Annotated in this window: 17 protein-coding genes; 5 read left to right on the top strand and 12 right to left on the bottom strand. The window is 70.9% G+C overall.

The window, feature by feature from the left end:
- Window positions 1-65 precede the first annotated feature (65 nt).
- The 3 genes from ACZ5GP_RS04915 (at window position 66) to ACZ5GP_RS04905 (ending at window position 3,358) form a co-directional block, all read left to right on the top strand.
- Entirely contained in the window at window positions 66-752 is a 687-nt protein-coding gene (locus tag ACZ5GP_RS04915) for a hypothetical protein (RefSeq protein WP_468749420.1), read from the top strand.
- A 45-nt stretch (window positions 753-797) separates the two neighbouring features.
- Window positions 798-1,598 carry a DsbA family protein gene (locus tag ACZ5GP_RS04910; RefSeq protein WP_468749419.1) on the top strand — a complete coding sequence of 267 codons (801 nt, stop codon included), beginning with the start codon at window positions 798-800 and terminating at the stop codon, window positions 1,596-1,598.
- Between the two features lie 92 nt (window positions 1,599-1,690).
- Window positions 1,691-3,358 carry an alkaline phosphatase D family protein gene (locus ACZ5GP_RS04905; RefSeq protein WP_468749418.1) on the top strand — a complete coding sequence of 556 codons (1,668 nt, stop codon included), beginning with the start codon at window positions 1,691-1,693 and terminating at the stop codon, window positions 3,356-3,358.
- A gap of 52 nt (window positions 3,359-3,410) precedes the next feature.
- On the opposite strand, the gene ACZ5GP_RS04900 is transcribed toward ACZ5GP_RS04905, so the two are convergent.
- Window positions 3,411-3,980: a dienelactone hydrolase family protein gene (locus ACZ5GP_RS04900; RefSeq protein WP_358584277.1), complete on the bottom strand. Its 570-nt coding sequence runs from the start codon at window positions 3,978-3,980 to the stop codon at window positions 3,411-3,413.
- 91 nt (window positions 3,981-4,071) lie between these two features.
- Here ACZ5GP_RS04900 and ACZ5GP_RS04895 point away from each other — a divergent pair, with 91 nt between their 5' ends.
- Window positions 4,072-5,163 (top strand): mechanosensitive ion channel family protein, encoded by a 1,092-nt coding sequence (locus tag ACZ5GP_RS04895; RefSeq protein WP_468749417.1) that lies wholly within the window; start codon window positions 4,072-4,074, stop codon window positions 5,161-5,163.
- A gap of 23 nt (window positions 5,164-5,186) precedes the next feature.
- Here ACZ5GP_RS04895 and ACZ5GP_RS04890 read toward each other — a convergent pair whose 3' ends face one another.
- The 5 genes from ACZ5GP_RS04890 to ACZ5GP_RS04870 all read right to left on the bottom strand — a co-directional run bounded on the left by ACZ5GP_RS04890 (window position 5,187) and on the right by ACZ5GP_RS04870 (window position 10,097).
- A complete protein-coding gene (locus tag ACZ5GP_RS04890) occupies window positions 5,187-6,773 on the bottom strand; it encodes a Na+/H+ antiporter (RefSeq protein ID WP_468749416.1) in 1,587 nt (528 codons plus the stop codon).
- A 72-nt stretch (window positions 6,774-6,845) separates the two neighbouring features.
- Window positions 6,846-7,313 (bottom strand): GNAT family N-acetyltransferase, encoded by a 468-nt coding sequence (locus tag ACZ5GP_RS04885; protein ID WP_468749415.1) that lies wholly within the window; start codon window positions 7,311-7,313, stop codon window positions 6,846-6,848.
- The gene (locus ACZ5GP_RS04880) at window positions 7,310-8,251 is read right to left on the bottom strand and encodes an RluA family pseudouridine synthase (RefSeq protein WP_358584281.1); all 942 of its coding nucleotides are present in this window, start codon (window positions 8,249-8,251) and stop codon (window positions 7,310-7,312) included. Before ACZ5GP_RS04880 ends, ACZ5GP_RS04885 begins: the two co-directional genes overlap by 4 nt.
- A 70-nt stretch (window positions 8,252-8,321) precedes the next feature.
- Entirely contained in the window at window positions 8,322-8,933 is a 612-nt protein-coding gene (gene lspA, locus ACZ5GP_RS04875) for a signal peptidase II (RefSeq protein WP_468749414.1), read from the bottom strand.
- Window positions 8,934-9,011: 78 nt separating this feature from the next.
- Window positions 9,012-10,097 (bottom strand): TraR/DksA family transcriptional regulator, encoded by a 1,086-nt coding sequence (locus ACZ5GP_RS04870; RefSeq protein WP_468749413.1) that lies wholly within the window; start codon window positions 10,095-10,097, stop codon window positions 9,012-9,014.
- Between the two features lie 592 nt (window positions 10,098-10,689).
- Here ACZ5GP_RS04870 and ileS point away from each other — a divergent pair.
- The gene (ileS, locus tag ACZ5GP_RS04865; protein ID WP_468749412.1) at window positions 10,690-13,839 is read left to right on the top strand and encodes an isoleucine--tRNA ligase; all 3,150 of its coding nucleotides are present in this window, start codon (window positions 10,690-10,692) and stop codon (window positions 13,837-13,839) included.
- A gap of 188 nt (window positions 13,840-14,027) precedes the next feature.
- Here ileS and ACZ5GP_RS04860 read toward each other — a convergent pair whose 3' ends face one another.
- From ACZ5GP_RS04860 to ftsZ, 6 genes are all read right to left on the bottom strand, one after another.
- Window positions 14,028-15,128, bottom strand: a complete 1,101-nt coding sequence (locus tag ACZ5GP_RS04860; RefSeq protein ID WP_358584285.1) for a DivIVA domain-containing protein — start codon at window positions 15,126-15,128, stop codon at window positions 14,028-14,030.
- A 55-nt stretch (window positions 15,129-15,183) separates the two neighbouring features.
- Window positions 15,184-15,468 carry a YggT family protein gene (locus ACZ5GP_RS04855; protein WP_358584286.1) on the bottom strand — a complete coding sequence of 95 codons (285 nt, stop codon included), beginning with the start codon at window positions 15,466-15,468 and terminating at the stop codon, window positions 15,184-15,186.
- An 81-nt stretch (window positions 15,469-15,549) separates the two neighbouring features.
- Complete coding sequence (locus ACZ5GP_RS04850; RefSeq protein WP_468749411.1) at window positions 15,550-16,185, bottom strand: cell division protein SepF; 636 nt, start codon at window positions 16,183-16,185, stop codon at window positions 15,550-15,552.
- A gap of 124 nt (window positions 16,186-16,309) precedes the next feature.
- A complete protein-coding gene (locus tag ACZ5GP_RS04845; RefSeq protein WP_468749410.1) occupies window positions 16,310-17,029 on the bottom strand; it encodes a YggS family pyridoxal phosphate-dependent enzyme in 720 nt (239 codons plus the stop codon).
- Between the two features lie 6 nt (window positions 17,030-17,035).
- A complete protein-coding gene (gene pgeF / locus ACZ5GP_RS04840; protein ID WP_468749409.1) occupies window positions 17,036-17,767 on the bottom strand; it encodes a peptidoglycan editing factor PgeF in 732 nt (243 codons plus the stop codon).
- Window positions 17,764-19,002, bottom strand: coding sequence for a cell division protein FtsZ (gene ftsZ, locus ACZ5GP_RS04835; protein WP_468749408.1), 1,239 nt, complete (start codon window positions 19,000-19,002; stop codon window positions 17,764-17,766). Before ftsZ ends, pgeF begins: the two co-directional genes overlap by 4 nt.
- Between the last annotated feature and the right edge of the window lie 9 nt (window positions 19,003-19,011).

Below are 19,011 nucleotides of genomic sequence, written 5' to 3'. Positions count from 1 at the left end.
CGCTGCGGAACTCTTAGGGACCCTTTAGGGACCGCCTACAGGAACTCGTGGCACACTCCTCCGCGATGGACATATCCGGGACCCCGCTCAGAGCCGTGCGCGCGGCGCTGTTCACGGCACTCGTCGTGACGCTCTCCGCCGCGTCGCACGTGCTGCTGTCCCGGGTCCCCCTGCCGCCGGCCACCGTCGCGGCCATCGCCGCCGCCGTCTTCGTCCTCGCGTACGCCCTGGCGGGACGCGAGCGCGGCTACGGGCGGATCGCCGCCCTGCTGATCCCGGCGGAGCTGGCCGCCGACACGGTGTTCACCGCCGGACAGCACGTCTGCTACGGCGAGGCGGGCGGCCCGGTGGCGGGCCCGCTGCGCTCCGTCGGCTTCGACGTGCTGTGCGGCGGGACGCCCGTAGGGACCCCGCTGGCCCGGATGACCGCCGACAGCCACGCCGGTGCCGCGGCGCTGCTCGCCGACGCCGAGCCGAGCGCCGCCTGGCTTCTGCTCGGGGCGCACGTCGGGGTGGGTCTGGTGGCGGCGGCCTGGCTGCGGCGCGGCGAGCGGGCGCTGGCCCAGCTGCTGCGCGCGGTCGCCGGGGCGACCTTCCGGCCGCTGCTGCTCGCGGTCGCCTCCGTGGGCGCCGCCCGGCCGCCCGCGCGGCGCCTTCCGCGCCCCGAGCGCCGGGCGCATGTGCCGCGCACACGCCTGCTGGTGCACTGCGTGGGGCGGCGGGGGCCGCCGTGCTCGGCCGCCTTCGCCTGAGCACGACACACCCCCACGCAGTTCACCCACACGGAGAAAAAGATCATGAGCCAGCGCAACAGCCAGGCCGCCAAGTCCGCCGCCCGTGAGCGGATCCGCCTCCAGCAGGAGGCCGAGCGCAAGCGCGAGAAGCGCAAGCGCGCGATGATCGTCGGTGTCTCGATCGTCGCGGTCCTCGCCATCGCCGGCGGCGTCGGCTACGCCGTCATGCAGTCCAACCAGCCCTCGAAGTGGGAGGAGGCCGCCGACGCGAAGGTGGTCGCCCCGGCGAACTCCTCGGGCACGAACGGCACCAAGGTCACGATCGGCGAGTCCGCCGCCAAGAACACGGTCCACCTGTACGAGGACCCGCGCTGCCCCGGTTGCGCCGCCATGGAGCAGTCCATCGGCGACGCGATCGACAAGGGCATGAAGGACGGCGACTACAAGCTGACCTTCACCATCGGGACGTTCCTCGACAACAACCTCTCCGGAGAGGGCTCGAAGAACGCCCTCAGCGCGCTCGGCGCCGCTCTGAACGTCAGCCCCGAGGCGTTCCTGGAGTACAAGACCGCCCTGTACTCGGCGAAGTACCACCCGTCGGAGTCCACCGACAAGTTCGCGAAGGACGAGTACCTGCTCAAGGTGGCGAACACCGTGGACGCCCTCAAGAACAACAAGAAGTTCCGGAGCGCCGTCGAGAAGGGCACCTTCGACCCCTGGGCCCTGAAGATGAGCGACTCCTTCCAGTCGGCCGAGGGCGTGGAGTCCACCCCCACCATCAAGATCAACGACAAGGTCGTCGAGACGCCGAAGACCGACGACGCCTGGAAGGCCGCGCTGAAGAAGGCGGGCGTGACGAAGTAGCAGCAGGCGAGCGCGCCTGACGTGTCGAGTAGGGGGGCGGACTTGGCCGGTTCGCCCCCTCCGGCGATTACCGATCAGTATCGTGATCGCCCGTGACCAGTCGAAACCAAGATCACCTGCCGCTCGACGCCTCGGCCCCGAGCCGCCGTACCGTCGTCAAGGCCGCGGCCGCCACCGCCGCCCTCGGCGCCTCGCTCGCCGCCGTCCCCGCGCATGCCGCGGACGGGCCGGCCTTCCACCACGGCGTCGCCTCGGGAGACCCGCTGCCCGACGGCGTCCTGCTGTGGACCCGTGTGACGCCCACTCCGGAGGCCGTGCCCGGGTCGGGCAAGGGGCCCGACACCGAGGTCCGTTGGGAGATAGCCGAGGACAAGGGCTTCTCCAGGGTCGTCGGTCGCGGCAGCACCACGGCGCGGGCGGAGTCCGACCACACGGTCAAGGCCGATGTAAGGGGCTTGCTCCCGGCGGCCACCTATTACTTCCGCTTCTCCGCGGGCGACGCCTCCCCGGCCCATTCCCCCGTGGGCCGCACCAGGACCACCCCCGCGTACGACGCCTCGGCACACGGCGTCCGGTTCGGCGTGGTGTCCTGCGCCAACTGGGAGGCGGGCTACTTCTCGGCGTACCGCCACCTCGCGGCCCGCACCGAACTGGACGCGGTCCTGCACCTCGGCGACTACATGTACGAGTACCGCAGCGGCGAGTACCCGGCCGCCGAGAACGTCGTACGCCCCCACGAACCCCGGCACGAGATCGTCACGCTCGCCGACTACCGCGTCCGGCACGGCCTGCACAAGACCGACCCCGACGCGCTGGCGATGCACGCCACGCACCCGGTCATCGCGATCTGGGACGACCACGAGTTCGCCGACAACGCCTGGTCGGGCGGCGCGGTGAACCACTCCGCCGGGACGGAGGGCCCCTGGGCGGCGCGCATGGCCGCGGCCAAGCAGGCCTACTTCGAGTGGATGCCCGTACGCCCCTCCACCGAGGGCACGGTCTACCGCCGCGTCCGCTTCGGCAAGCTGGCCGATCTGCACCTGCTCGACCTGCGCTCCTTCCGCTCCGAGCAGGCGAGCACCGGCAGCGGCGCGGTGGACGACCCGGACCGTACGCTCACCGGCCGCGCGCAGCTCGACTGGCTCAAGTCGGGCCTCGCGGCCTCGGACGCCGCCTGGAAGCTGGTCGGCACCTCGGTGATGATCTCGCCGGTCGCCTTCGGCGCCCTGCCCGCGCACCTCCTCAAGCCCCTCGCCAAGCTGCTGGGCCTGCCCCAGGAGGGCCTGGCCATCAACGTCGACCAGTGGGACGGCTACACGGACGACCGCAAGGAACTCATCGATCACCTGCGCGACAACGACATCCGCAACACCGTCTTCCTGACCGGTGACATCCACATGGCGTGGGCGAACGACGTGCCGGTCAAGGCGGCCACCTATCCCCTGAGCCACTCCGCGGCCACGGAGTTCGTGGTCACCTCGGTGAGCTCCGACAACATCGACGACATGCTCCACGTCGCCCCGCACACGGTCTCCCTGGCGGCCGCGCTCGCCCTCAAGGCGGCCAACCGCCACGTGAAGTGGCTGGACATGGACTCGCACGGCTACGGCGTCCTGGACATCACCGCGGAGCGCTCGCAGATGGACTACTACGCCCTGTCCGACCGGACCGACCCCGGGGCGACCTCGTCCTGGCTGCGCTCGTACCGCACGCGCAGCGGCACGCAGAAGGTCGAGCGGGCGGACGAGCCCGTGCGCTGACCCACTGGCGGTCCCGACGCTCCGACGGTCACCGCGTCAGTGCGTCACCGCGTCACAGCGTCTCCAGGAAGCCGATCGCCGTGCGCCACGTGTCCTCGGCGGCCGCCGCGTCGTAGTCGTCGAGGCCGGGGTCGGTGTAGAGGTGTCCCGCGCCCGGGTAGCGGTAGACCTCCACGTCGGCGCCGGCCCGGCCCATCCGGAGATACCAGGCGCTGAGCCAGTCGTCCGTCTCGAACGGGTCGGGCTCCGCCACGTGCAGCTGCACCGGCAGCTCGTCCACGGACACGTTCTCCGCGATGTCGGACGTGCCGTGCAGGAGCAGCAGGCCGCGCGCCTTCTCGTCGCCGAGCGCGAGGGTCTGCGCGGTCGCGGCGCCGAGGGAGAAGCCCGCGTACACCAGGCCCCGCTCGGAGTAGGGGGCGGCGGCGAGGATCGCCCGCTTCAGGAGTTCGTCCTTGCCCAGCTCGTCCTGGAAGGCCCTTCCGTCCTCGACGTCGTCGAAGGTGCGTCCGCCGAACAGGTCCGGTGTCCAGACCTCGTGCCCCTCGGCGCGCAGCCGGTCCGCCGCCGCGTGGACCGCGGGCCGCAGCCCGTACGTCGAGTGGAAAAGCATGATGTTCATGGAGACATCGTGCCATCCGGCCACGCCCCTTCCCGCCCTGGTCACGGGGGCCGTGCCGAGGACACCCCCGGGTGCCCCTACCCTCGGGGGCATGGAGAACGTACTGCGTCCGTTGATCGTGATCGGCGGCTCGGTCGTGCTCACAGTGGTGGTCGGCTGGCTGGTCGACTTCGCTTTGCGCAGGGCCGACGAACGGCATCACGAGACCCCGCTGTGGGGCCTGCTGCGGCGCTGCCGCGTGCCCTTCCACCTCGTCCTGTGCACCGCCCTGGTGAGAGGCTCCTACGGGCAGGCCAGGATCGGCAAGGACCACACGGCGGCCATCGAGCGGGCCCTGTCCCTCATCCTCATCGGCTCCACGGCCTGGCTGGTCGTCCGGATCGCCGCAGCGATAGTGGAGTCCTCCTACGCCCGCTACGCCACGGTCCACCGCGACCCGGCCCGGGTCCGCCGGGTCCGTACGCAGGTGACGCTCATCCAGCGCGTCGTCTCCGCGATCGTCGGCGTCGTGGCGGTGGCCGCGATGCTGCTCACCTTCCCCGCCATGCAGGCGGCCGGCACCTCGCTGTTGGCCTCGGCGGGCATCCTCGGCATCGTCGCCGGTGTCGCCGCCCAGTCCACCCTCGGCAACCTCTTCGCGGGCCTGCAGATCGCCTTCGGCGACATGGTGCGCATAGGGGACACCGTCGTGGTGGACGGCGAGTGGGGCACCGTGGAGGAGATCACCCTGACCTTCCTCGCCGTACGGACCTGGGACGAGCGCCGGATCACGATGCCCGTGTCGTACTTCACGTCGAAGCCGTTCGAGAACTGGTCCCGCGGCGGCGCGCAGATGACCGGCACGGTCTTCTTCCACCTGGACCACTCGGCGCCGGTCCACCAGATGCGCGACAAGCTCCGGGACATCCTGCGCGACTGCGCGGCCTGGGACGGCCGGGACTGGGGTCTCGCCGTGACCGACACGACACCGAGCACCCTGCAGGTGCGCGCCCTGGTCACCGCCAAGGACGCCGACGACATCTGGACCGTCCGGGTCACCGTGCGCGAACAGCTGATCCAGTGGCTGACGGAACACCATCCGTACGCCCTGCCCAAGATCACCACGGCCTCGGCGGAGCCCACGCCGAACGGCCACCGCCCGCTGCACCTGGCGTCGAAGGCGCCGCGGACCGGCCGCGGCTGACCCGGCGGGCCGCGCGGGCGGGGTCAGCGCAGGCTGCGTACGTCGAGGTGGTGCAGCACCCGGTCGACGACCTCCGGGTCGGCGCCGGGCTCGCTGCGCGCGGCGAGGACCTCGTGGCGGGCGGCGGACATCATCTCGCGCTGGATGCGCTGGACGGCCTTCATGCGGTCCACGCGCTTGGCGTACCGCGCCCGCCGCTCCTCGTCGACCACGTCCGGGCTGATCCTCGCCCCGATGTCGAACGCGCCGCGCAGCAGCCGCTCGGAGATCTCCTCCGGGAGTTCCTCGACCTCCTCGATCTCCTTCAGGCGGCGCTTGGCGGCCTTGGCGGCGCGCACCGCGAGCGCCCGCTCCAGCTCCCGCTCCGCGTCGGTGTCGGCCCGCACCCCGAGCCTTCGCACCAGCCAGGGCAGCGTGAGCCCCTGGGCGACGAGCGTCGCCATGATCACGCAGAACGCGATGAAGATGATCTCGTCGCGGGCCGGGAACGGAGCCCCGTCGTCCGTCTTGAGCGGGATGGCGAGCGCCAGGGCCACCGACGCCACGCCGCGCATGCCGGCCCACCACATGACCACGGTCTCGCGCCAGGTCGTCGGGATGTCCTCGTCGTAGTCCCGGCGCTTGTGCAGGCGCTTGGCGAGCCAGGTCGCGGGCAGCAGCCACAGCAGCCGTACGCCGACGACGACGCCGACGACCGCCGCGCCCCAGCCGAACATCTCCCACTCGCGGCCGCTCGCGATGCCGAAGACGTTGTGCAGCTCCAGGCCGATGAGCCCGAACGCGGCGCCGGTGACCAGGGTGTCGACGATCTGCCAGAAGGTCTGCCCGGTGATGCGGCCGAGCACGTCGTCGGCGTCGACCGCGTTCTCCGCGAGGTAGAGCGCGGTGGTGAGGACGGCCAGCACACCGGAGCCGAGCAGCTCCTCGGCCAGCACATAGCTGACGAACGGCACGAGCAGCGTCAGGCCGGTCTGCAGGATGGCGTCGCCGAGCAGCCCCATGAGCTTGTTCGTCACCCAGCCGAGCGCGAGCCCGACGAGCACCGCCACCACGGCGGAGAGCACCAGCTGCCCGGCGGCGGACGGCCAGGAGAACGTCCCGCTCACCGCCGCCGCGATCGCCACGTGGTAGAGCACGATCGCCGTGACGTCGTTGAAGAGGCCCTCGCCCTCCAGGATCGACACGAGCCTGCGGGGCAGCCCCAGCGAGCCCGCAACGGCGGTCGCGGCGACGGGGTCCGGCGGCGCGACGAGCGCCCCGAGCGCGACGGCCGCGGCGATCGGCAGACCGGGGACGATGGCGCCCGCCATCGCGGCGACGGCCGCCGTGGTCACGAAGACCAGTGCCACGGCGAGCAGGAAGATGGGCCGCCGGTTGGCCGCGAACTGGCGCCACGAGGTGCGCTGCACGGAGGCGTAGAGCAGCGGCGGCAGAATCAACGGAAGGATGTAGTCGGGCGGGATCTCGACGTTCGGCACGAACGGCAGCAGGGCCATGCCGATCCCCGCCAGCGTCATCAGGATGGGCGCGGGCAGGCCGAGCCGCTCCCCCAAGGGGACCGTGACCACCGCTCCCAGCAGCAGGACGAGCAGCAGCGCCAGTTGATCCACGGTGCGCCCTCCGGGCGGTCGAGACTCCAACGATCAAGACTCAACCCTGCCACGCGGCGGCGCCCGACGCGTTCAGCGCAGCGGCTTGCGCATGGCTCGATGCTCAATCCCGGCGTCGGGGAACTCCGGTCCGTACGCCTCGTACCCCAGGCGCTCGTAGAACCCCACGGCGTGGGTCTGGGCGTGCAGGTCGACCGCCGTCAGCCCGCGCGCGCGTGCCGCGTCCTCGATGGCCCCGACGAGGGCCGCGCCGACGCCGAGGCCACGCGCGGTCGCCGTCACCGCGAGCCGGCCGAGCGCGCCCACCCCGGCGTCCCCGCCGTTCTTGGCGGCCGCCGCCTCGCCGGTCAGCAGCCGGCCCGTGCCGAGCGGGACGCCGTCCTCGCGCACGGCCAGGACGTGCACCGCCCCGGCGTCGTACGCGTCGTACTCGATCTCCTCGGGCACCTGCTGCTCGGCGACGAAGACGGCCTTGCGGAGGGCGAAACAGGCCTCCAGGTCGGCGGCCTCCCGCGCGACCCGGATCGTCACACCGGTCACGAACTCTCCGCCCGCACCCGGTCCAGCGCCTGCTGGAGGTCGTCGGGGTAGCCGCTCTCGTACTCCACCCACTGGCCGTCACCCGGGTGCTCGAAGCCGAGCCGGACGGCGTGCAGCCACTGCCGGGTGAGGCCGAGCCGCTTGCCGAGCGTCGGGTCCGCGCCGTACGTCAGGTCGCCCACGCAGGGGTGGCGGTGCGCGGACATGTGCACGCGGATCTGGTGGGTGCGGCCCGTCTCCAGCTTGATGTCGAGCAGGGAGGCGGCCCGGAAGGCCTCGATGAGGTCGTAGTGCGTGACGGAGGGCTTGCCCTCGGCCGTGACCGCCCACTTGTAGTCGTGGTTCGGGTGGCGGCCGATGGGGGCGTCGATGGTGCCGCTCATGGGGTCGGGGTGGCCCTGGACCAGCGCGTTGTAGCGCTTGTCGACCGTGCGCTCCTTGAACTGGCGCTTCAGCGAGGTGTACGCCCGCTCCGACTTGGCGACCACCATCAGGCCGGAGGTGCCCACGTCCAGGCGGTGCACGATGCCCTGGCGCTCGGCGGCGCCGGAGGTCGAGACGCGGTACCCGGCGGCGGCGAGGCCGCCGATCACGGTCGTGCCGGTCCAGCCGGGGCTCGGGTGCGCGGCGACGCCGACCGGCTTGACGATCACGACGATGTCGTCGTCGTCGTGCACGATCTCCATGCCCTCCACGGGCTCGGCCACGACCTGCACCGGAGCGGGTGCCTGGGGCATCTCCACTTCCAGCCAGGCGCCGCCGTGCACCCGCTCGGACTTGCCGACCACCGAGCCGTCGACCGCGACCTTCCCCGCCGCGGCGAGCTCGGCGGCCTTCGTACGGGAGAAGCCGAACATGCGCGAGATGGCGGCGTCGACGCGCTCGCCCTCCAGGCCGTCCGGCACGGGCAGGGTGCGGATCTCGGGAATCGTGCTCACCCATTGAGTATGCAGGAGCCCACCGGCACCCCCGCACCACGGGCCCGTCGCGCTCGACCCCGGGACGGGCTCAGTCCTTGTGGACGGTGCCGTCCGGGTCGAGTCCCCGGAAGGACAGCAGCACGATCAGGATGCCGCCGCAGACGATCGCGGAGTCCGCGAGGTTGAAGACCGCGAAGCCCTTGGGGGCGATGAAGTCGACCACCGCGCCCTCGAAGACGCCGGGCGCGCGGAAGATCCGGTCGGTGAGGTTGCCGAGCGCGCCGCCCAGGAGCAGGCCGAGCGCGATGGCCCACGGCAGGCTGTAGAGCTTCCGGGCGAGCCGGGCGATCACCACGATGACCGCCGCCGCGATGCACGTGAAGATGATCGTGAAGGCCTCGCCGAACCCGAAGGCGGCGCCGGCGTTGCGGATCGCGTTGAAGCGGAGCCAGTCGCCGACGATGTCGATCGCGTCGTGGTGCTCCAGCTTCGCGACCACGATCATCTTGCTGACCAGGTCGCAGGCGTACGCGAAGGCGGCCACCGCGAACAGTACGGCGATCTTGCGCCCGCCCTTGGGCCGGTCGCCGCCCTCGCCCGTGTCCGCCGTCCCGTCGGAGACCGAGCCGGACCGCTCCGGCTCGTCCCCGGCCGTCTCAGGGATGTCCGGCGTACCGATGATGCGCTCCGCCTCTGCCACGTGAGTCCCTCAACCTAGGTACCTGACTGGGGACGAGGGTACGGCACACGCGTACGGGGCCAGGCGTCCAGCCCACGCTCAGGAGCGCCGTTCCTGCTTCTGCTTGCACTCCACGCACAGGGTCGCGCGCGGGAAGGCCTGCATCCGCGCCTTGCCGATCGGGTTCCCGCAGTTCTCGCAGAGGCCGTACGTGCCCGCGTCGAGGCGTTCCAGGGCGCGCTCGGTCTGGTCGAGCATCTCGCGCGCGTTGGCGGCCAGGGACATCTCGTGCTCGCGGGTGATGTTCTTCGTGCCGGTGTCCGCCTCGTCGTCGCCCGCGCCGTCACCGGAGTCCCGCATCAGGCCCGCCAGGGCCTTCTCCGAGGCGGCGATCTCCGCGGTCAGCCGCAGCGACTCGCTCTGCAGTTCCGCGCGGGCCTCGTCGACCTCCTCCGGAGTCCAGGGGTCCTCGCCCGCGCGGACCGCGAGCCCGCCGGGCCCCGCCGCGGCGCCACGCGCCTTGGGCACTGCCGTCGACTGCGCCTCGGCGGTCGCCGTGCCCGGAGTCTTCTTCGCAACCACTGTCGTGGCTCCCGTCGTCTCCGCGGCCTCAGCCGCATCCTCGGCCGCGGACGCGACCGTCTTCTTGGCGGTGCTCTTCTTGGCCGTGCTCTTCTTGGCGACGGTCTTCTTCGCGGCCGTCTTCCCGGCCGCCGTCCTCTTCGGCGGGGGCGTCTTCTTGGCAGCGCTCTCAGTGACCGCGTCCGCGTCCGTGTCCGCCGCCACCGGCTCGTGTGCGGTCGCCGCCTCCGACGGGGCAACCGTTTCCTCACCGGCTGCCACCCCGGCCGCAGACTCCTTAGAGGTGACCTTCCTAGCGGTCGCTTTCTCAACGGCCATCTTCTTAACGTTCGCCTTCTTGGCCACCGCCTTCTTAGCGGTGGCTTTCTTGGCGGTCGCCTTCTTGGAGGCGGCTTTCTCAGCGGTGACCTTCTCGGCGACGGCCTTCTTCACGGCCGTCTCCTTGGCGACTGCCTTCTTCGCCGCCGCCGTCTTCTTGGCGACCGTCTTCTCGGCAGCGCCGGACACCGCCTTCTTGCCGCTCACATCCTTGGCCGTCGCCGCGGCCGCGCCTGTGGATCTGCCGGACGCCGACTGCTGTACGGCGGTCTTCTTCGCCACCATGGCCGCGGCCCCTTCACATATTGTGATCTTGCACGCGAATCGTGCTGGGACGATAAATCGACTCCAGGCCCGCGGCAACGGGGCACGCCGCCCGATCCGCCCGCCGCACCGGTCCCGCGCGGCGAGTCTGCAAGCGTTGTGCCCAACTCCCCGCGTGGTAATCCGCCGACCGGCGCGCGCGGGGATCCACTCGCCCCCGTGTCGCCATTCGGGTCACGCCGGCTCTTCGCGGACCGCCCCGCGAGGCTCCGCGAAAACCGGTCGGCCGCCCCTCCCCGGGCGCCGTACACTGGGCTGCAGCGAGAAGCGTGGATGGGGACGAGTAGCGGCGTACGCAGCCATGAGCGACCCGGGGACGGTGTGAGCCCGGGGGCGAGCGCGACGCGAAGATCACCCCGGAGCCGCCGGAAGAAAGCCGAGGCCCGCGGGCCCCGGTCGGTAGACCCGGTATCGCGACCCCAATGAGGGGGCTCACCGGCGCGGACCCCGCCCCGGAGGGCCAAGGAGGGTGGTACCGCGGGAGCGCGCCGCACCAGGCGCACACAGCTCTCGTCCCTCCGACGGAAGGCAGCACATCCGCCGGAGGAGCTCGTTGAATACGCCGCCGCAGTACCGCCAGGTGCCCGCCCAGGTCGACCTGCCCGCCCTTGAGCACGCCGTGCTCGACTTCTGGCGCGAGCAGAAGATCTTCGCCAAGAGCCTGGAGCAGTCCGAGGGCCGCCCCGAGTGGGTGTTCTACGAGGGCCCGCCCACCGCCAACGGCATGCCGGGCGCCCACCACATCGAGGCCCGGGTCTTCAAGGACGTCTTCCCGCGCTTTCGCACCATGCGGGGCTACCACGTGGCCCGCAAGGCCGGCTGGGACTGCCACGGCCTGCCCGTGGAGCTCGCGGTCGAGAAGGAGCTGGGCTTCAACGGCAAGAAGGACATCGAGGCGTACGGCATCGCCGAGTTCAACGCCAAGTGCCGCGAGTCCGTCACCCGGCACACCGACGCCTTCACCGAGCTGACGACCCGCATGGGCTACTGGGTCGACCTGGACGACGCGTACCGGACGATGAACCCGGAGTACGTCGATTCGGTCTGGTGGTCCCTGAAGGAGATCTTCAAGAAGGACCTCCTCGTCCAGGACCACCGCGTCGCCCCTTGGTGCCCGCGGTGCGGCACGGGTCTGTCCGACCACGAGCTGGCACAGGGCTACGAGACGGTCGTCGACCCGTCCGTCTACGTCCGTTTCCCGCTCACCTCCGGTCCCCTCGCGGGCGAGGCCGCCCTCCTGGTCTGGACGACGACGCCCTGGACGCTCGTCTCCAACACCGCTGTCGCCGCGCACCCCGACGTCACCTACGTCGTCGCGACGAAGGGCTCGGAGAACCCCGAGAAGCTGGTCGTCGCCCAGCCGCTCGTCGAGAAGGCCCTCGGCGAGGAGTGGACGGTGACCGGCGAGACCTTCACCGGCGCCGAGATGGAGCGCTGGACCTACCAACGCCCGTTCGACCTGGTGGAGTTCCCGGCTCCGGCGCACTTCGTGGTCAACGCCGAGTACGTCACCACCGAGGACGGCACCGGCCTCGTCCACCAGTCCCCCGCCTTCGGCGAGGACGACCTCAAGGTCTGCCGCGCCTACGGCCTGCCGGTCGTCAACCCGGTCCGCCCCGACGGCACCTTCGAGGAGGACCTCCCCCTCGTGGGCGGCGTCTTCTTCAAGAAGGCGGACGAGACCCTCACCAAGGACCTCGCCGACCGCGACCTGCTCTTCAAGCACATCGCGTACGAGCACAGCTACCCGCACTGCTGGCGCTGCCACACGGCCCTGCTCTACTACGCGCAGCCGTCCTGGTACATCCGCACCACGGCCGTCAAGGACAAGCTCCTCCAGCAGAACGAGCAGACCAACTGGTTCCCCGACTCGGTCAAGCACGGCCGCTTCGGCGACTGGCTGAACAACAACGTCGACTGGGCGCTGTCCCGCAACCGCTACTGGGGCACTCCGCTGCCCATCTGGCGCTGTGAGGAAGGCCACCTCACCTGCGTCGGCTCGCGCGCGGAACTGAGCGAGCTGACCGGCACCGACCAGTCGGGCCTCGACCCCCACCGCCCGTTCATCGACGAGGTCACGTTCGCGTGCCCCGAGTGCGACGGCACGGCCACGCGCGTGCCGGAGGTCATCGACGCCTGGTACGACTCGGGCTCGATGCCGTTCGCGCAGTGGGGATACCCGTACAAGAACAAGGAGCTGTTCGAGAGCCGCTACCCGGCGCAGTTCATCTCGGAGGCCATCGACCAGACCCGCGGCTGGTTCTACACGCTGATGGCCATCGGCACCCTGGTCTTCGACAAGTCGTCCTACGAGAACGTGGTCTGCCTCGGCCACATCCTCGCCGAGGACGGCCGCAAGATGTCCAAGCACCTGGGCAACATCCTCCAGCCCATCCCGCTCATGGACCAGCACGGCGCCGACGCGGTGCGCTGGTTCATGGCGGCCGGCGGTTCCCCGTGGGCGGCCCGCCGCGTGGGCCACGGCACCATCCAGGAGGTCGTCCGCAAGACCCTCCTCACGTACTGGAACACGGTCGCCTTCCAGGCGCTGTACGCCCGTACGTCGAAGTGGGCCCCGAGCGACGCCGACCCGGCGCCCGCCGACCGCCCGCTCCTGGACCGCTGGCTGCTCAGCGAACTGCACGCGCTCACCGACCAGGTCACCGAGGCCCTGGAGGGCTACGACACCCAGCGCGCGGGCAAGCTCCTGTCCGGCTTCGTGGACAACCTCTCCAACTGGTACGTACGCCGCTCCCGTCGCCGCTTCTGGCAGGGCGACAAGGCGGCCCTGCGCACCCTGCACGAGGCCGTCGAGACGGTCACGCGCCTGATGGCCCCGCTGACGCCGTTCATCACCGAGCGCGTCTGGCAGGACCTGATCGTCCCGGTGACCCCGGACGCCCCGGAGTCCGTGCACCTGTCCTCCTGGCCCCAGGCGGACCTGTCCGCCATCGACCCGGAGCTGTCCCGGCAGATGGTCCTGGTGCGGCGCCTGGTCGAACTCGGCCGTGCCTCGCGCGCCGAGTCGGGCGTCAAGACGCGCCAGCCGCTGTCGCGCGCGCTCGTCGCGGCGTCCGGCTTCGAGGCGCTGGGCCCCGAGCTGCGCGCGCAGATCACGGAGGAGCTCAACGTCTCGGCCCTGGCGTCGCTCTCCGAAGTCGGCGGTTCACTGGTCGACACGACCGCCAAGGCCAACTTCCGTGCCCTCGGCAAGCGTTTCGGCAAGGGCGTCCAGGCGGTCGCCAAGGCCGTCGCCGAGGCCGACGCGGCCGCGCTGTCGCTGGCCCTGCGCGAGGGCACGGCCTTCGTCGAGGTCGACGGCGAGAAGGTGACCCTCGCCCCCGACGAGGTCATCATCACGGAGACCCCGCGCGAGGGCTGGTCGGTGGCGTCCGACTCCGGTGCCACGGTCGCCCTGGACCTGGAGCTGACGGACGAGCTGCGCCGTGCGGGCCTGGCCCGGGACGCCATCCGTCTGATCCAGGAGGCCCGAAAGAACAGCGGCCTGGACGTGGCGGACCGGATCGCCCTGCGCTGGACCTCCACCGAGCCGGCGGTGGGTACGGCCCTGGCCGAGCACGCGGGCCTCATCGCGGACGAGGTGCTCGCCACGGACTTCGCCGAAGGTGAGGCGGACGACACCTTCGGGCAGCCGTTCACGGACGACTCCCTGAAGCTGACGTTCCGCCTCCGCAAGGCGTAAGGCTCGTACGAAGGCCCGGTTCCGCCGAAGATCTCGGCGGAACCGGGCCTTTCGCGTACGCGTCCGTGTCGGGTACGCGACTCCGCGCGGGGGACGGAAAAGCAGGGGACGGAAAAGGGCCGGGCCCCCGGAAAATCCGGGGGCCCGGGCCCTGAACGCTGCCGACGCCTAGGGCGTGGTCCCGCCCGTCAGTTGTCGTCCTCGTCGATGAGGAAGCCACGCATCGGCGACGGGGCCTGCTGCATGGGCTGCTGCCCCTGCGGCCGCACCGGCGCCATCGGCTGGGTCATCGCCGGGGACATCTGCTGCTGCCCGCCGTAGGACGGACCGCCCTGGCCCTGGTTGCCACCCATCGACTGGTTGCCGCCGTAGGACGGGGCACCCGCGCCGGCCGGAGCCATCGACGGCGCCGGGGACGGCGGCAGCGAGGCGGTGGCCGGAGTGCGCGGCGGAGCCAGCGAGTCGTCGGCCTGGGTCTCCAGCTGGCGCAGCTGCGACTCCAGGTAGGACTTCAGACGCGTGCGGTACTCGCGCTCGAAGCCGCGCAGGTCCTCGACCTTGCGCTCCAGCGTGGCGCGAGCGGACTCCAGGGAGCCCATCGCGACGCGGTGCTTCTCCTGCGCGTCCCGCTCCAGGGCGTCGGCCTTGGCACGGGCGTCGCGCTCCAGCCCCTCGGCGCGCGAACGAGCCTCGCCGACGATCTTGTTGGCCTCGGAACGGGCCTCCGCGATCGCCTGGTCGGCGGTCTGCTGCGCCAGGGACAGCACGCGAGCGGCACTGTCACCGCCGGGGCCCTGCCCACCCTGCGACATCTGCGGGCCGTGGCCACCCATGGGACCACCCATGGGGCCGCCCATCGGACCCTGACCCATCGGGCCGGGGCCCTGCGGACCACCCTGCGGGTGCCCCTGGCCGTGGCCGCTGGGGCCTGCGGGCAGCTGCGGTGCGCCGCCGGGCAGCTGCGGCGGGCCGCCCATGGGGCCACCCATCTGCTGCTGCGGCGGGACCGGCTGCGGACCCGATATAGCGGCGGGCACCGGGGCGCCGGGACCGCGCTGGTCCTGCGGCCCGTCGGGACCCTTGCGCATTCCGCCCTGCTGCTGGTTCTGCGCGGCGGCACGCGTGGCGGCCGCCAGCTTGGCGCGCAGGTCCTCGTTCTCGCGGAGCAGGCGGGTCAGTTCGGCTTCGACCTCATCGAGGAAGGCATCGACCTCGTCCTCGTCATAGCCTTCTCGGAGGCGGACGGTCGTGAACTGTTTGTTCCGCACGTCCTCGGGGGTCAACGGCATCTCTTCACCTCAACGTAGTCGTCGGCATTCGGCAAGACCGTATTAGACATCGCGCTCACAGCTGACTCACGACGTGGATCAGGATGTAGACGATGATCATCAGTACGAAGAAGGACAGGTCGAGCGCCACGCCCCCGAGACGCAGCGGCGGAATGAACCGCCGCAAGAGCTTGAGCGGTGGATCAGTGACAGTGTAGGTGGCCTCCAGAACGACCACCATCGGCTTGCCGGGTTGCCATGAGCGGGCGAACTGGAAGACGTAGTCCATGACCAGTCGGAAGATCAGCACGATGAGGAAGCACATCAGCGCGATGTAAAGCACCTGCACGACCACGCTCATGTCCGCGGTTCCCTCTCCCCTGTTACTCGTGCTTCGTCGTTCCGGTACTGCGTCTACGGCAACTACTGCGTCACTTACGTCTCAGCTCTGGTTGAAGAACCCGCCCTCTGCGATGCGAGCCTTGTCCTCCGCCGTTACATCGACGTTAGCAGGCGACAACAGGAACACCTTCTGCGTCACTCGTTCAATGCTGCCATGCAGACCGAAGACCAAACCGGCGGCAAAGTCGACAAGTCGCTTCGCGTCGGTGTCGTCCATCTCGGTCAGATTCATGATCACCGGAGTGCCCTCGCGGAAGTGTTCCCCGATGGTACGGGCCTCGTTGTAGGTCCGCGGGTGCAATGTGGTGATGCGGTAGGGCTCCCGCTCGGACACGACCTTGGGCATGATCACCGGTGCGTTCTTCTCCAGGCTCTGACGTTCAGGTGTGATGGATGCCACGGGGGCGATTCGTGCCGGACGTCCGGATTCCGCGGCCAGCGAAGTGGAATGGGCCGCTGGCTCACGGGGGGCGGGTGGCTGCACCACTCGTACCGATTCGTCCCGTTGCGACTGGTGAGCCTGGTGCGACTGGTGGGGCGGTTCATGCCGCCTGCGGTCGCGCTCCGGCTCCGGCTCGGGTTCGAACTCGTCATCGGGGTCGAACCCCGGACCGTCGTACCCATCGTCCTCCACGAGGCCGAGGTAGACCGCCATCTTGCGCATCGCGCCGGCCATGCTCTGAGTCCTCCGCTCTGTGGTGGATCGGCTGTCGTCACCAACTGCCCGCGATCCACGAGGTATCCCCGCTCAGCAGCGGGAATGACCATATTTTCTGCTGTGGTCCGACTTCTTGGCGACGTTACCCGAGCCCGGGGCGCACTCCGAGTACCGCCGTACCGACGCGCACATGTGTCGCCCCGGCCGCAACGGCCTGTTCGAGGTCCGCGCTCATCCCTGCCGACACCATGTTCGCAGCAGGATGGTTCGCGCGCATGAGGGTTGAGAATTCCACCAATCGCTCGAAGGCCGCCCGCTGCCGACCGGCGTACGGTCCGGTGAGCGGGGCGACGGTCATCAGACCGTCGAGCCGCAGTCCCGGCGCCCCCGCCACGAGGTCGGCCAACTCTTCGATTCCGCCGGGGCCCACGCCCCCGCGCTCCCCCCGGCCGTTCTCCCCGGCGTCGAGCGCGACCTGGATCAGGCAGCCCAGCTCCCGCTCCGCGCGCACCGCCGCCGCCGAGAGCGCGGTGACGAGCCTCGGTCGGTCGACGGACTGCACCAGATCGGCATAACCGACCACGGAACGGACCTTGTTGGTCTGCAACTGGCCCACGAAGTGCCAGGAAAGGGGGAGATCCGTGCACTCGGCTGCCTTCGGCGCCGCGTCCTGGTCGCGGTTCTCCGCGACATGACGCACGCCCAGTTCCGAGAGAATCCGCACATCGCTCGCGGGGTAGGTCTTGGTGACCACGATGAGGGTCACTTCCTCGCGCGCCCGACCGGCCGCCGCGCACGCCGCGGCGATGCGCTCCTCGACCTTCGCCAGGTTGTCGGCGAGTTGCTGCTTACGGTCCGTCATTTCCTATCAGTCCAGCCAGACATAGCCCGCGAGCCGACCGGTCGTACGGTCGCGGCGGTAGGAGAAGTGGTCGCCGGATTCCCGGGTGCACACCGGCGATCGCGCCCGGTCGTGCACCCCGAGCCGCTCCAGTTGGGCGTGCACCCCCGCGCTCACGTCGAGCGCCGGCGTGCCCCAACTCGTCACGGCGTGCGCCGCGGGCTCGACGGCAGCGACCTCGGCGCGCATCGCCTCGGGCACCTCGTAACAGCGCCCGCAGACGGCGGGTCCGGTACGGGCGAGGATCCGCTCCGGGTCCGCGCCGAGCTCGACCATGGCCGCGACGGCGGCCGGCACGACGCCCGCCACCATGCCGGGGCGACCGGCGTGCGCCGCCGCCGCGACCTTGGCGACCGGGTCGGCCAGCAGGACCGGGGTGCAGTCGGCGGTCAGGACGGCGAGCGCCACTCCCCTGCGGGCGGTCACCACCGCGTCGACGGCCGGGATCTCGGCCTCGGAGCCCCAGGGGCCGTCGACCACGACGACATCGCGGCCGTGCACCTGGTTCATCCACACCACCCGGGCCGGGTCCAGGCCGAGGGACTCGGCGGCCAACGTCCGGTTCTCCCGCACGGCGCCGGCGTCGTCGCCGACCGCGCCGCCGAGATTGAGCTCTTCGTACGGAACGGCGCTCACCCCGCCCCACCGGTCGGTGAAGGCGAAGTGCGCGCCGCTCTCGGTGCTGTGCTCGCTTATCACTTCAAGAAGTCCGGCACGTCCAGCTCCTCGGCCTGGCTGTCCTGGTAGGGACGGGCCGGCGGAACCTGCGGCGGGGCGGCGGGCGTGGCCGGGGCCTCGCTCGCCGGGGCCGTCTCCGCGGGCTCCGGTGCCGAGGACTGCTCGTCGCGCGTGGTGACGCTGCCGAGTCCGCCGAAGGCCGGGCGGGGCGACTCGGCGGCGGGACGCGAGGGCGCGGAGGGCGCCGGCTCGTCGCGCTTGGCCGATCCGGACGCCGAGCTGAGGACGGTGTCCCGCTTCGACGGCGGCTGCCCGCCGTCGAAGCCCGCCGCGATGACGGTGACCCTGACCTCGTCGCCGAGCGCGTCGTCGATGACCGCGCCGAAGATGATGTTGGCCTCGGGGTGCGCGGCCTCGCTGACCAGTTGGGCTGCTTCGTTGATCTCGAAGAGGCCGAGGTCGGAGCCGCCGGAGATGGAGAGCAGCACACCGCGGGCGCCGTCGATGGACGCCTCCAGGAGCGGTGAGGAGATCGCCATCTCGGCCGCCGCGACCGCGCGGTCGTCGCCGCGGGCCGAGCCGATGCCCATGAGCGCCGAACCCGCCTCGGACATGACCGACTTGACGTCGGCGAAGTCGAGGTTGATCAGGCCCGGGGTCGTGATGAGGTCGGTGATGCCCTGGACGCCGGAGAGCAGGACCTGGTCCGCCGACTTGAAGGCGTCGAGGACGGAGACCTGGCGGTCCGAGATGGACAGCAGTCGGTCATTGGGGATGACGATGAGGGTGTCGACCTCTTCGCGCAGCTCCGCGATGCCGTCCTCGGCCTGGTTGGCGCGGCGGCGGCCCTCGAAGGTGAAGGGCCGGGTGACCACACCGATGGTGAGGGCGCCGAGCGAGCGCGCGATGTTGGCGACGACAGGTGCGCCGCCCGTTCCGGTGCCGCCGCCTTCGCCGGCGGTGACGAAGACCATGTCGGCCCCCTTGAGGACCTCCTCGATCTCCTCGCGGTGGTCCTCTGCGGCCTTGCGGCCGACTGCCGGGTTGGCGCCGGCGCCGAGGCCGCGGGTGAGTTCACGGCCGACGTCGAGCTTGACGTCGGCGTCGCTCATCAACAGGGCTTGCGCGTCGGTGTTGATGGCGATGAACTCGACGCCCTTGAGACCGACCTCGATCATCCGGTTGATGGCATTGACACCACCGCCGCCGACACCGATGACTTTGATGACTGCGAGGTAGTTCTGCGGTGCTGCCACGTCGAAGGC

It is taken from the genome of Streptomyces sp. NPDC031466, from assembly GCF_055581265.1.
The sequence above is the reverse complement of the archived record's forward strand: the minus strand, read 5'-3'. Positions and strand labels throughout refer to the sequence as shown.